Below are 12565 nucleotides of genomic sequence, written 5' to 3' on the forward strand. Positions count from 1 at the left end.
AGAGCGGGATGACATGGTCGCCCTTCTTGACGCTGGTGACGCCGGGGCCGACATCGACGACGATGCCGGCGCCCTCATGGCCGAGGATCGCCGGGAACAGCCCTTCCGGATCGGCGCCCGAGAGGGTGAAATCATCGGTGTGGCAGATGCCGGTCGCCTTGACCTCGACCAGCACCTCGCCGGCCCGAGGACCTTCGAGCTGAGCCGTCATGACTTCCAAGGGTTTGCCGGCCTCAGTGGCGACGGCGGCGCGTACGTCCATGTCGTTATCCTCCCTTGATTCTCACCTCCATCGACTGGTTCGCCAGGATGAGTCCGACAAGATGCAGCCTCTCCAACCGTCTGCAGCCACCGGATGCGGATGGCGCCGCGATATGCCGGCGCCCCACATCTCCAGCGTCTCGATACACTCGAACGTCACTGCGTGATCCTCTCGTCGTGTTCATCGAGCAGCGGGACGCCATAGGAGAGCAAGAGCTTGTTGATTTCCGCCTGGTTGTCCCTGATGAAGGAATTGAGCGTGCGTTTCCATTGCTGGTCGGACGGCCGCACACCCATGGTTATTCGATAGATCATGCGCTGGCCGCCCTTCTCCCTGGTCAAAGGCACGATCGCCAGATCGGCCCCGGACTTGCCGGCATAGTAACCTGCCATCGGGCCCCAGACCGCGGCGGCGTCGATCACGCCTGCCAGCATGTCTCGTATCATGACCTCGGCCACCGACGGCATTATCCGCGTGTCGACCATGAGCGGATAGACCTTCGCTTTGCGCATCAGCTTCGCAGCCGCCATATTGGCGGACGGTGGCGTTGCCAGGACCACGCCGATCCTCTTGTCGGCAAGCCTGGGATCGGCCAATGTTTCCACGCCGGCAAGATCGCCATCTTTCTTGTAAATTAGCACATAGGACGAGCGATAATAAGCGTTGGTATTCTGGACGAGCTCGTCTCCCTGCGCGTAACCCATGATGATGTCGCAGCGGTTGGCGCCGAGAGTATTGCGCACAAAACCCGTGATCGAAGGATACCACATGTAGGTGACGGAGCTTCGCCCTGTCTTGGCTGCGACCATCTTGGCGAGCTTGTCCTCGAAGCCTTCGCCGCTCTGGTCGGAGAATGGCATGTTGGACGGATCGGCGCAGACCCGCAGCGTGTCCGGATCGACCAGTTCGCCAGCGGCCCCGAGCCCGGTGCTCTGAGATTGCGCTTGCAACGGCATCAGCACGGCCATCGCCGTAGAGATGAGGGCTGCTCTAAAGGTCCGATGGTTGCCGTGTGCCATGTCATCCATCCATGCAGGACGTCTCGTAGGCCTTCGCCGCTTCGGGTTTGTCCGCCTTCTTGGGCGGGCGCCCTCGCGGCGCGGCACCGACGGCGCGGGCGCGCAGATAGACGTAGATGTCGTCGAGGTAGCAATAGACGTTCTTGTTGTCGCCGAACGCCGGCATGACGTTTTCCTTGCCGCCACCAACGTTCTTGCGTCCCTCCGCAACGATCGAGAGGAAAGTCGGATAATCCATGTTCTTCATGGTCGTGGCCAAGGCGGGTGCATAACTCGAGCCGACCCCATCGGGGCCGTGACAGACGTGACAGTCCGAGTGATAGCGCCGGTAGCCGCTGAAGGTGTACCAGTCGACCGTCCCGTCGTTCTGAAACTTGAATGTCGGGTTGCCCTCCGCATCGAAGTATTTGCCGTCTTCGTCTTTGACTGCTGCGGCTTTTTGCTTGTCGTCTGCCGCTGTAATATTTCCGGGGATCAAGAGCGGGAACATGGCGCCAAGCGCAAAAACTACATTACGAAAAGCCATCAACAACTCCACGCTTTCGAAAACCGGAACGGGACGCTCCAGCAGGGCCTATCGGGTTTGCACGAATGGAGATGCGGACTGCCCGGCAGGCATTGCTTCGGGCCGTCGATATCTGAGTCGATGTCTGATGGGGCCGCGCCGGAGACGCAGCCCCATCACTCTCGAACGGAGTCATCAGTCTGGAAGACCGAAGACGGTCAGTTGCCCGCCGAGCGTCGTGTATTCCGCCAGTCCGGCATAACCGCCTACTGCACCCAAACCTGCTGTGGCGATGCTCTGGCTTTCTTCGGTCGGGGCGTTCTTACCGGCCACGGCCTGCTGCCACGCCGCTGCACCCTCCGCTCCCAGAAGGCCGCCGGCCAGTCCGATGCCTGCCCAGCCACCAACACCCGACAGGACGGCGATATACTGCTTGCCACCATGTTCGAACGTGTTGATATTGCCGATAATGCCGGATGGCGTCTTGAACCGGTAGAGTTCCTTGCCCTGCGGATCGACTGCAACGATGTAACCTTCCAAGGTCCCGTAAAAGACCACGTCGCCTTCGGTCGCAAGAACACCGGACCAGACCGAGAACCGCTCGGGCTTCGACCAGACGATCTCGCCCTTGGCAGCATCCCAGGCAATGAAGTTGCCCATGCCGCCATGGCTGCCCGGGGTTGGATACATCGAAACGGTCGCACCGACATAGGCTTGACCGGCCGTATAGCTGACCTTGTAGGGCTCATAGTCCATGCAGACGTGGTTTGTCGGCACGTAGAACAAGCCGGTCTTCGGTGAATAGGCGGCCGGCTGCTGATCCTTCGTGCCGAGGGCAGCGGGGCAGATGCCCGTCGTATTCACGTCCTCGCCGTTTTGTTCGGTGGAGTACTTCGCCACGACCTGCGGCCGGCCATACTGCTCGCTCTTCGGATCCATGACGACTTCCGTCGCCCAGTTGACCGTCGGATCATATTTCTTGGCAACCAGAAGCTCTCCCGTCGCCCGGTCAAGGGTGTAGGCAAAGCCGTTGCGGTCGAAATGCACGAGCACGTCGCGCGGCTGACCGTTGATCTGCATCGCATCGACGAGGATGTTCTCGTTGACGCCGTCATAATCCCACTCGTCGTGCGGGGTCATCTGATACAGCCATTTGGCCATACCGGTATCGACATCACGCGCCATCAGGGTCATGGACCAGCGATTGTCGCCCGGGCGCTGCACGGGGTTCCAAGCCCCCGGATTGGCCGTGCCATAGTAAATCAGGTTCAGCTTCGGGTCATAGGAGTACCACCCCCATGTCGTACCGCCGCCGGTCTTCCACTCCTCGCCTTCCCAGGTCTTTATACCGGAGTCAGGTCCGATCGGCTTTCCGAGGTGGGTGGTCTTTTCGGGGTCGACGAGCATTTCGGAGTCGGGGCCAGTCGAATAGGCCTTCCAGGCAAGCGACCCGTCCTTCAGATTGTACGCCGCCATCCAGCCGCGGACACCATATTCCGCACCCGATATACCGATCAGCACCTTGTCCTTGACGACCATCGGAGCACCCGTGCTGGATTCGGCCTTGCTGCCATCGGTCTGCTCTCCATTCTTCACAGACCACACGGGCTTGCCGGTCTTGGCGTCGAGGGCAACGACCATTGTGTCGTTCTGGTTCAGGATTATCTTGCCATCGCCATAGGCGACACCGCGATTGACCGTGTCACAGCACATGATGCCGATGACGGTCGGATCCTGCTTTGGCTCGTATTTCCAGAGGATCTTGCCGTCGTTGTTAAGATCGAGGGCATAGACGTTGTTGGGAAACGGCGTATGGACGTACATCACGTCGCCGATCACCAGCGGTCCGCCCTCATGGCCACGCAGAACGCCGGTCGAGAAGGTCCATTTGACCTGCAGGTTCTTGACGTTGTCCTTGGTGATCTGGTTGAGTTTGGAATAACGATGATTGGCGTAATCGCCGGTGGGCATCGCCCAGTTCTTCGCATCGGCCGCCAGTTTCGTCAGTTCCTCATTGGCGAACGCATTTCCGGCAAGAGCCGCTGTCAGAAGTCCAGCGGCGGTCATCGGCAGATAAAGTTTTCCGAGTGTGCGCATACAGATTCCTCCCGATGTCGATGTGGACCCGAGGCGCGTCATCACAATCCTCGGGAGACCACAAGGCCAGCCCAAGCTCTGTCATGCTTGTCGTGGGATATCTGCTTCCTTCAGCGTTTCACGGTTCAGTTGGATGGGCAGAGGGCACCGTTATTGCCCGTCCTCTTGACCTACGCGACTTTTACGCTCCCAAGAGACAAGGCTTGAAGCCGGAAACCGCTGGAGGATAGGCGATTAGCCCGAATAACGCAAGATTAATTATACGATTATTGTGCGGTGCAAAATAAAAAATGCTGCTTTGCAATACAGGAATTACTAATATTTACAGGATTTAAATTGGTTCTTTCATGCCATTTACTATAATAATACAGGGCTCCGGCCAGATTAACTTTCCTCCTGTCCTATGCCCCAGTACCGAAGGGAGATTTCATGGTGGCCACTGGTAACCTAGACGTGATCGCCTTCCTCGCAGCGCTCACGTTTGCTGCGACGGCATCGGCAGCCGGAGGCTACCCGACGATTGCGGTCGTCGATTATGTGTATGGCTGCATGAAGGCGAATGGCGAAACACGCGCCGCACTCGAGGGGTGTTCTTGCTCTATCGACGTCATAGCCTCGATCATGCCTTACGAGCGCTACGAGGCGGCCGAGACGTTCCGGAGCCTGGGACTTGAGACAGGTGAAAGAGGGGCTCTGTTCCGGCAGACTGCGCCGGCAAAATCCGCCGTCGCCGAACTGAGACGAGCGCAGGCTGAAGCGGAGGTCCGCTGCTTCTGACCCTCGAACGCAAGACCCCACCGCCAGATCGGATCCTCCATCCGTGAATGGCTCCACGGTTTGGAGCGTCACATGGTGTCCGGAAACCTCCTGTGAAAATCCAGCACAAGATCGTCCAGCGCCGGCGCGTCGCGCAAATGGCGCGAGAGGGCCACGTCATAGATGCCCAGCACCTGCGCCGGGCGCGGCGACAACACGATGATACGATCGGCGAGCAGAAGCGCCTCGCGCAGATTGTGGGTCACCATCAGGGCGGTGGTAGGCCTCGCCGCCCACACCGTCATCAGAAGACGGCGCAACCGGTCGGCGGTCCGTTCATCGAGCGACGTGAAAGGCTCGTCCAGGAAGAGTATCGCGGGCTCTGTGGCGAAGGCCCGTGCCAAGGCGGCGCGGCGCGCAAGCCCGAGCGAAAGCTCCGAAGGATAGAGCGACCGCATTGTGGAGAGGCCCAGGATTTCGAACAGCCAGTCCAACTCCTTGTCCCTGAGGCCCGGAGACAGCGCAAGACGGACGTTCTGCTCCACCGTTCTCCAAGGCAGAAGCACCGGCTCCTGGAACACCGCAGCGATGCGGTTGGAACCGCCTTCGGGCAATTGATAGCTGCCCGAAAATTGCCGGTCGAGACCCAGCAGAATTCGCAAGGTTGTGGTCTTGCCGCAGCCCGACGGGCCCAGCAGACAGGCAAATTCGCCCTGCCTCACCTCGAAGGACAGTCCGCGCAATGCCACGATCTTAACGCCCTCAGCCGACTGGAACGTCTTCTCGGCAATGTCGACTTTAAGCGGGGCGGCGACGCCAACGGGTTGCATGTCGTTCAAGTGGCTGCACCAGAAGGAGTTCGATCAGCAGCATAATAGCCACGAAGGCCAGCGTGTAGGCAAGGATGGCGGCAACATCGAATATCTGGAAATAGAGATAAATCTGGAAGCCGACACCGCTGGAGCGGCCGAGCAGTTCGACGACGAGCACGATCTTCCAGATCAGCGCAATGCCGGAGCGCGAGGCAGCCGCGAAATAGGGCTGCAACTGTGGCATCAGGATGTGGCGGACATGATCGAGCGGCCCCAGCCGGTAGACGGCGGCCATTTCCGCAAAACGCGGGTCGAGCGCACGCGCACCCTCACGCATGGTGACGACGACGTTGGGTATCTTGTTGATCGCAACAGCGCCGATCGCGGCAGCCTCCGTCAGGCCGAACCAAATGTAAGCGAGCACGATGACGACCAGTGCCGGGAGGTTGAGGAAGAGGATAAGCCACGGATTGAAGAAGGAATCCGCCCGCCGGTGCGTGCCGAGCAGGACACCGATGACGGACCCGACGACCATTGCAACAACATAGGCGGCCGCAACCCGCCAGAGGGTCATTGCCAGGTGAAAGCCAAGGTCGCCGCTCGCGGCCTCCTTGAGCAGCACCCGCCAGACCTCGAGCGGGGGCGGAAATGCACGGCTCGGCCAGATCCCCGCCGCGAGGCTCCAGAGCAAGCACAGTCCGAGGAGCGATGCCAGGGCCGTCGCTGCCGGCAACGCGGCGCCAATGCCGCTAGAGACCCGTTGGGTGCGCCGGTTTTCAGATGCCTCGTTTTCCGACCGAAATCCCGCTTTCATGTCTTCAATGCAGCCCAGAACGTTCCGGGAGCCATCTGCCGCGCCTCACCGACGAGCTTCTCTCCGCCCAGGTCCGCAAGGATCTCGTACAGCTTGGCGGCATCGCTTTCCTCTTCGGCCAGGGGCCGGTTCGGTATGCCTTCACGATAGCGATCGCGCAGCACTTCGAGCTCCCTGCCCTCGGCTCGCACGACAGGTGCCAAACGCTGCCATTCGGCGTCGGAGTTGGCTAGGAGTCTCTTGGCCTCCGCGCTTGCCTTCACAAAGCTCATCGCCACGTCAGTGTTTTCGTTCGCCCATTTGTCGTGGAATACATATCCCAACGCCGAGACAGGTCCCGATGCCCCGAGCGCCTTGGCTGCATCGTCCGCACCGATCAGGCGGCGAAAGCCGTTTGCCTCCAGCCGCGCGCAGAAATGCCAGAAGTTCAAAACCGCGTCGAGCTCACCGGAGAGAGCCTTTTCCGATAGCAAGGGCGGTGCGCCGAAAACGACGTCACTCTCCTTGGCCAGATCGATCTTGTGGTCACGCTGCGCAAGCCCCTGGATCAGAAGCCAGCTCTTGTCGAGCGATCCGCCGGCTACCCCGATTTTCTTCCCCACGAGGTCGGGGATGCTACGCACCGGCGCGTCCACCCTGACCATGATAGCGCCAACGGCAGTCGAGTAAGGCGCGAGCGTCAGGTCCTCGCCCTGCGAACGCTGGCGCGACACCCACAACCAGTCGGAAACGATGACGTCGAGGTCGCCTGCCAGCATGGCCACGTTGGTGGCATCTTCACCGGCAAAATACACGACTTCCACGTCGATGCCGTTGGCCGTGTCGAATTTATTGTGCTTGATGGTGTCGAGCTCCCAGTTCACCGTACCGAACTTCAGGACACCCACCCGTATCTTCGGAGCCGCGGGGCTTGCCGAGGCTCGGAAACCCAGAGGATGTGCTGCAGCCAGCAAAGCTACCCCGCAGAGCGCGCGCCGCGATATATTCATTGATGCCACCTCCCAGCAAATGTTTGCAGCGACGTCAGGTTTCCTGGTCCTTGTCAGGGAAAACACATTTCCATCGCACGATCTTCAACGTCGGATGGCTCTCGGACCACTTCGCCATCTCACTCGGAGCCAGGATCATGCATTGGACGAGCGATCCGCGGCTCTCGAAATACAGGTGCTCGGTGCGGCAATCGGTGGGGTTGGCCAACATGCAGACGGTCAGAACGAGATCGACGAGGTTCACTTGAGCACCTTTCCCTGCACGAACGGCGCAAACGAATGCTGACCGACATCCTTGGCATGCCAGTCCTACGGCTGCCTCCCGCAAGGTGCCCTGATGGAAAGCCTGCGACGAGGATACGCGTGCGAGAAACGAGCGTCAATTATTCGCGAAGCTCCGCTCATCTGGCCTTCAGCGCTTCCGCGATCGTCTTGGCCAGCGCGTACAAGCGCTGCTCGATCAGAGTCGGCACTTCGCAGACAAAACCCAGCGACTGCGTGCGCTCCTGGAAGATGCGCGTCTGAAAGGCGAGCCGATCACTCCGGAGTACAATCTCGTTCGCGTCGGCATCGGGTTTGGCCCGCAAAACATCCACGGCAGAAGCCTCCTGCCGCAGGAGGGCCGCCATGTCCCTCTGCTTGCGGGCGTAGCGTGCAATACCGGCGATGACGTCCGCGCGTTCTCGGTTCATATGATCGAACAGACCCTGCACGAGCATTGTCATGCGCCGTTCTCTCTCGCCCTCCGGCAGGCTTTTCGCATACTCGCTTATTTTTTCTTGCGCCTCCGGAAGCGGCACGCGGCGCGCCGACAATTCCATGACCAGCGCGGAAACGGCCGCATCTTTGGACCAGTCGGCCGCCGTTTGCGGCAGTTCGGCATCGGTCCATATCTGGCCAAGCGAAAGCTCCGGAACCTTGCGCTGGATACATGGCCAGTCCGGGTCCCCCTGCGCGGCCACGGCGGGCCAGGCGACGATCGCGGTAACTGCCGCGGTGGGGATGATGCGAGTCAGCGATCGCCACTGCATCAGGCATTCCCTCCGGTATCCTGCTTGCGGCTGAGCAAGCCGTTTGACGGATCATAGGCGAGGATTGCGCCCCCCAGAAACAGCACGGTGAACGCAACCACGACCATGAGCGATCCCCAGTCAATCTGTCCATAAAGGGCGAAGCGGATCAGTTCGACCGCATAGGTGAACGGATTTGCAAGGCAGATCTTGTGGAGAAGCGGGCTCGATTCCTGGATGCGCCACAGTGGATAGAGCGCCGGAGAGGCAAAATACATCGGGAAGATCACGAAGTTCATGATCCCCGCGAAATTCTCCAGTTGCTTGATCATCGACGACAAGAGCATGCCGAGCGAGCACAGCATCATCCCTGAAAGGAACAGTGCGGGCAGGATCAAGAGGTAGCCGGTCCATGGTGGCGTGACGTCCCAGAACCAGGCGATGGCCAGAAAAGCGTAGACTTGCAGGATCGACACCGTGACGCCGGCGAGCAGCTTGGAAACCAGCAGGAACCAGCGTGGAAACGGGCTGACCAGCAGGGTCCGCATGTTGCCCATCTCGCGGTCATAGACCATCGAGAGCGAGGACTGCATGCCGCTGAACAACAGGATCATGCCGCAAAGGCCGGGCGTGATGTAGACCTCGTACAAGACATATGTCTTGTACGGCGGGATGATCGAGACGCCAAGCACCTGACGGAAACCGGCGGCGAACACGAAGAGCCACAAGAGCGGGCGAACCAGCGACGAGACGAAGCGCTCTCGCTGATTGAGAAAGCGAAGTCCTTCTCGGACCAGAATGCCTTTGAGGCAAACAAGATACTGACGAAGGCTGAAGCCGTGTTCAACGGTGGTGCCGGCCGGAATGCGGCCTGTGGCGGATTGAAAGGTCATTGGGATCCTCCACCTGCCGGAACCGAAGCTACCCCGCTCAGCATCGCAAAGGCCTCTCCAATGCTGTTTACGCCACAGGAATGGACGACATCGTCGACCCTGCCGTCAGCAAGCACCTTGCCCTTGTGGAGTATGACGACATGATCGCTGTCTTCGACCTCATCGATGAGGTGGGTCGCCCAGAAGACGCTGATGCCATCGGTAACCACAAGCTGACGGATGGTAGCGAGAATTTCGGCACGCGACTGTATGTCCAGACCCACGGTTGCCTCGTCGAGCAGCAGCAGCGGCGGCCGATGCAACAGAGCCCGGACAATCTCAACGCGACGCATCTGCCCGCCGGAAAGGCTGCGCGCCTTATCGTACAACCGGTCGCTCATGCCGATCTGGCCGAGCAGCGTCTTGATGCGCGACACGGCCTCCCTTCGTCCAATACCGTGCAGCGACGCGTGATAGGAGAGATTCTGGTAGACGCTGAGATCGAGATCGAGCGTGCGCGCCTGAAAGACGATACCTAGCAGGCGCAGCGCCTCGCCTGGTTCCCGGCTGATGTCGTGGCCGAAGATGCGGATCGCCCCGCGGCGCGTGTTGTAGAGATGGCTGATCAGGGAGAACAGCGTCGTCTTGCCGGCCCCGTTGAGGCCGAGCAAGACCGTGAAGCGTCCGGGTGCTATTGAAAAAGAAACGTCCGACAGAACCTGTTTCTGGCCGTAGCTATGATTGACGGCCGACACGTCAAGTGCGGCAGGCAAGCTCACTGCATCATTCGCCTTCACATGCTGCATGGTGCCGTCTTCCTCCGCGAACAGCAAAATTAGCCTTCATCGCAGACTATTTGATAGTGCTCGTTCCTTCCATGGCCTTGTTGGCATGATCTGGACGGACAACTGTAGGTGCACGGCCGGACCGTCGTCAGTTCGGGCTGACGACCACGCCCCAGGGAAGCGCCCCGACGGTCACGGATTGAATTGCTTCATCGGTAGCAACGTCGATGAAGGTGATGTCATTCGAAACGCCGTTGGTGCTGATGATCATCTTCTGGTCGGGCGTGAAGGCGAGCTGCCAGACCCGCTGGCCGACGAGCACGTATTTTTCGACTTCGTAAGTCTTCGCATTAACCACTGCCACGCGATTGGCAGGCCCGAGCGCCACGTAGGCTTTAGTACCGTCGGCGGTGATGCGCACGCCGACCGGCTGGATCGTCTCCGAGCGCAGGCCGGGAATCTCGAAAGTGATCTTGTGCTTTACCTCGCGGTTCGCATTGTCGATGACGGAAACGGTGCCGCCGATTTCGGAGCTGACCCAGACCTCGGAATTGTCGGGTTTGAACTCAGCGAAGCGTGGCCGGGAATCGACGAGGACATTATGGGTGATCTCGTGGGTCTCGGTGTCGATGAAGTGCGCCATGTTGGTCGTTTCCGAGGTGTTGACCAACGCCTTCCCATCCGGGCTGATGCCCATCCCCTCGGGTTCGACGCCAACCGGCACCTCCGCAATCACCCTCTTGCTCTCCAGGTCGATGACGGTGACCAGATTGTCGTCCTCATTGGCGACGTAAAGCGTCTTCCCGTCGGGCGAGAGGACGAACAGTTCGGGGTCCGGTCCGGACGGCAACGATCCTACGATCTCGTACGTTGCCGTATCGATGATCTCGATCGTGTCGTCGTCGCTTGCGCACAGATAGATGAACTTGCCATCGTGCGAAATCGTGATACCACGCGGGCGCTGGCCGACATCGAGCGTGCGGACCACCTCTTTCGTGGTCGAATCGAGCACGGTCACCGTGTTGTCCTTCTCGTTGGAGACATAGACCATATAGGCGGAAACCGGAGAACTCATGCTTGCTGCCACAGCAAGTCCGGCCGCAAGAAAAGTGAGTTTTCGCAGCATCTGGCTCTCTCCCTCTTTCAGGCTATTTCAGCGCACATTCGGTCTCCGGCTGATCGATCCCGAGCGTGTCAAGTTCGGAAAACTGGTGCAGGAATCCTTCCTGTGGCGACGTCGATATGACGGAACGGCCGTCTCCCAGGAAGATCGGCTGGCGCAGCTGCCAGTTCCATTTACGAAAGGTCAGCTTCTGCCCCTTGAAGGCCGCGATCGAAAAATCGTCGGCTCGAATGAAGGCCGCGAGCTTCTCGGGATCGGCACTTTGCGTGCGCGTTGCAGCCTCGCCGATAATCCTCGCTGCCGTCCATGCGGCCATGTCCTTCGACAACATCCGTCTGCCATTGGCCTTGGCGAAACGGTTCTGTATCTGCGTGCCGCCCCATTGCTCGCTGGCCGGATGCCAAGCGGAAGGGATCAGGCCGGCGGTTCCGGCCACGGGCCGAGGAATCCAGGTCCGGAACGGCACGTAGGTCCCGAAAACCTCGCTTTCGTCTGCCACGAGCATCACATCGTGATCGGGAAAGCCCTGCGTGAAGACGGGCATCTGTCGTTGGATCTGGACAACACCCGTATCCGTCCGCCGCGCCGTGCCGGTGTCGGCGAACTCCTTTTCCGCTACAATCTCGCCGCCAAAGCGCGTGGCGGCGCGGCGGAGCGCATCGGCGAACAGCCTGTCAGGCTCGTGAGACCCGTAGACCAGCACCCATCGGCGCCACTGCTTCCAGACCAGATACTGTGCCAAGCCATCGGCGAGCATGGTGCGCGTCGGAGCGGTGTGGAAGAGGTTCGCCCGGCAGTCCTCCTCGCGCAGACGATCGTCCGTGGCGCCAACGTTGAAGATCAGAACGCCCTTTTCGCGGGCGAGATCGGCAATCGACAGGAGCTGCGTGGCGGAGAGGTCAGCGAGAAGGTAGAGGACGCCCTTGGAGACCATGTCATTGAAGGCCGGCATGACGTCGGCATTCGGCCTTACCTCCGAAACGTCGAGTGTGAACTTCTGCCCAAGGAAGGCACCGGTGGTGTTGTTGTCGCCGACGCCCACCTTCGCCCCCGCGACACCTTCGTCGCGGGGCGGCACATCCAGAACCGAAAGGGCCAGCTGCGGCGCATAGGCACGAAGATAGCCTAGCTTGATCTCGGAAACCTGTTCGGCTTGAGCCGACTTGCCGGCGGGCGCGGGAGAAGGCTCCTGCGCAACGGCGCTGGAGAGGCTTGAAGCCGCAAGAAGAGCAGAGATAAATAGCAGGAGGACATAGAGCACCGCATATCCCATTGGTCAACAGAATACGCCATCTCCGACGTCAGTCGGATCTGCGTAATTCCTCGGTGCCGCCAACAGCTTAACCGAGATATCCCTGAGTTCAACCGGAAATTGGGAACCTGCTGCTTCCGCCCGCTATGACGGTTCCGCCTAACGGCGTCGCGGACAGCTTTTCAGTTCTGCATTGTTGCGAGGGCTTGTTTTATCGGCTCTGCCGCGGCGCCGTTTGCCTGCCGTTTGCGGTTTGGGCGCTTTGTCGT

At 60.1% G+C, this 12565-nt stretch carries 14 protein-coding genes; 1 reads left to right on the forward strand and 13 read right to left on the reverse strand.

Translation table 11 applies throughout. The features are described from left to right. The 4 genes from QN219_RS33130 to QN219_RS33145 all read right to left on the reverse strand — a co-directional run. Window positions 1-262, reverse strand: a 262-nt coding sequence (locus QN219_RS33130) for an alcohol dehydrogenase catalytic domain-containing protein (protein WP_284004665.1), incomplete at its 3' end; no start/stop codon positions are given. A 155-nt stretch (window positions 263-417) separates the two neighbouring features. After that, window positions 418-1281 carry a substrate-binding domain-containing protein gene (locus QN219_RS33135; RefSeq protein WP_284004666.1) on the reverse strand — a complete coding sequence of 288 codons (864 nt, stop codon included), beginning with the start codon at window positions 1279-1281 and terminating at the stop codon, window positions 418-420. 1 nt (window position 1282) lies between these two features. Next, complete coding sequence (locus QN219_RS33140; RefSeq protein WP_284004674.1) at window positions 1283-1771, reverse strand: c-type cytochrome, methanol metabolism-related; 489 nt, start codon at window positions 1769-1771, stop codon at window positions 1283-1285. A 210-nt stretch (window positions 1772-1981) separates the two neighbouring features. Next, a complete protein-coding gene (locus tag QN219_RS33145) occupies window positions 1982-3853 on the reverse strand; it encodes a methanol/ethanol family PQQ-dependent dehydrogenase (protein ID WP_284004675.1) in 1872 nt (623 codons plus the stop codon). Window positions 3854-4312: 459 nt separating this feature from the next. On the opposite strand from QN219_RS33145, the gene QN219_RS33150 reads away from it, so the two are divergent. Then, complete coding sequence (locus QN219_RS33150) at window positions 4313-4660, forward strand: hypothetical protein (protein ID WP_246299444.1); 348 nt, start codon at window positions 4313-4315, stop codon at window positions 4658-4660. Window positions 4661-4728: 68 nt separating this feature from the next. Here QN219_RS33150 and QN219_RS33155 read toward each other — a convergent pair whose 3' ends face one another. The 9 genes from QN219_RS33155 to QN219_RS33195 form a co-directional block, all read right to left on the reverse strand. Further along, the gene (locus QN219_RS33155; RefSeq protein WP_284004676.1) at window positions 4729-5469 is read right to left on the reverse strand and encodes an ABC transporter ATP-binding protein; all 741 of its coding nucleotides are present in this window, start codon (window positions 5467-5469) and stop codon (window positions 4729-4731) included. Further along, a complete protein-coding gene (locus QN219_RS33160; protein ID WP_405052314.1) occupies window positions 5438-6265 on the reverse strand; it encodes an ABC transporter permease in 828 nt (275 codons plus the stop codon). The genes QN219_RS33155 and QN219_RS33160 overlap by 32 nt, the downstream gene beginning before the upstream one ends. Beyond that, the gene (locus QN219_RS33165; RefSeq protein WP_284004667.1) at window positions 6262-7128 is read right to left on the reverse strand and encodes an ABC transporter substrate-binding protein; all 867 of its coding nucleotides are present in this window, start codon (window positions 7126-7128) and stop codon (window positions 6262-6264) included. The genes QN219_RS33160 and QN219_RS33165 overlap by 4 nt, the downstream gene beginning before the upstream one ends. Window positions 7129-7288: 160 nt before the next feature. Continuing rightward, the gene (locus QN219_RS33170) at window positions 7289-7498 is read right to left on the reverse strand and encodes a hypothetical protein (protein WP_284004668.1); all 210 of its coding nucleotides are present in this window, start codon (window positions 7496-7498) and stop codon (window positions 7289-7291) included. Window positions 7499-7655: 157 nt separating this feature from the next. Then, entirely contained in the window at window positions 7656-8285 is a 630-nt protein-coding gene (locus tag QN219_RS33175; protein ID WP_284004669.1) for a hypothetical protein, read from the reverse strand. Further along, window positions 8285-9157, reverse strand: coding sequence for an ABC transporter permease (locus QN219_RS33180; protein ID WP_284004670.1), 873 nt, complete (start codon window positions 9155-9157; stop codon window positions 8285-8287). The genes QN219_RS33175 and QN219_RS33180 overlap by 1 nt, the downstream gene beginning before the upstream one ends. Beyond that, window positions 9154-9942: an ABC transporter ATP-binding protein gene (locus tag QN219_RS33185; RefSeq protein ID WP_284004671.1), complete on the reverse strand. Its 789-nt coding sequence runs from the start codon at window positions 9940-9942 to the stop codon at window positions 9154-9156. The genes QN219_RS33180 and QN219_RS33185 overlap by 4 nt, the downstream gene beginning before the upstream one ends. Before the next feature lie 127 nt (window positions 9943-10069). Beyond that, window positions 10070-11047, reverse strand: coding sequence for a YVTN family beta-propeller repeat protein (locus QN219_RS33190; protein ID WP_284004672.1), 978 nt, complete (start codon window positions 11045-11047; stop codon window positions 10070-10072). Between the two features lie 22 nt (window positions 11048-11069). Next, the gene (locus QN219_RS33195) at window positions 11070-12305 is read right to left on the reverse strand and encodes an ABC transporter substrate-binding protein (RefSeq protein WP_284004673.1); all 1236 of its coding nucleotides are present in this window, start codon (window positions 12303-12305) and stop codon (window positions 11070-11072) included. Between the last annotated feature and the right edge of the window lie 260 nt (window positions 12306-12565).

It is taken from the genome of Sinorhizobium sp. 8-89, assembly GCF_030124325.1.
GTDB lineage: Bacteria > Pseudomonadota > Alphaproteobacteria > Rhizobiales > Rhizobiaceae > Sinorhizobium.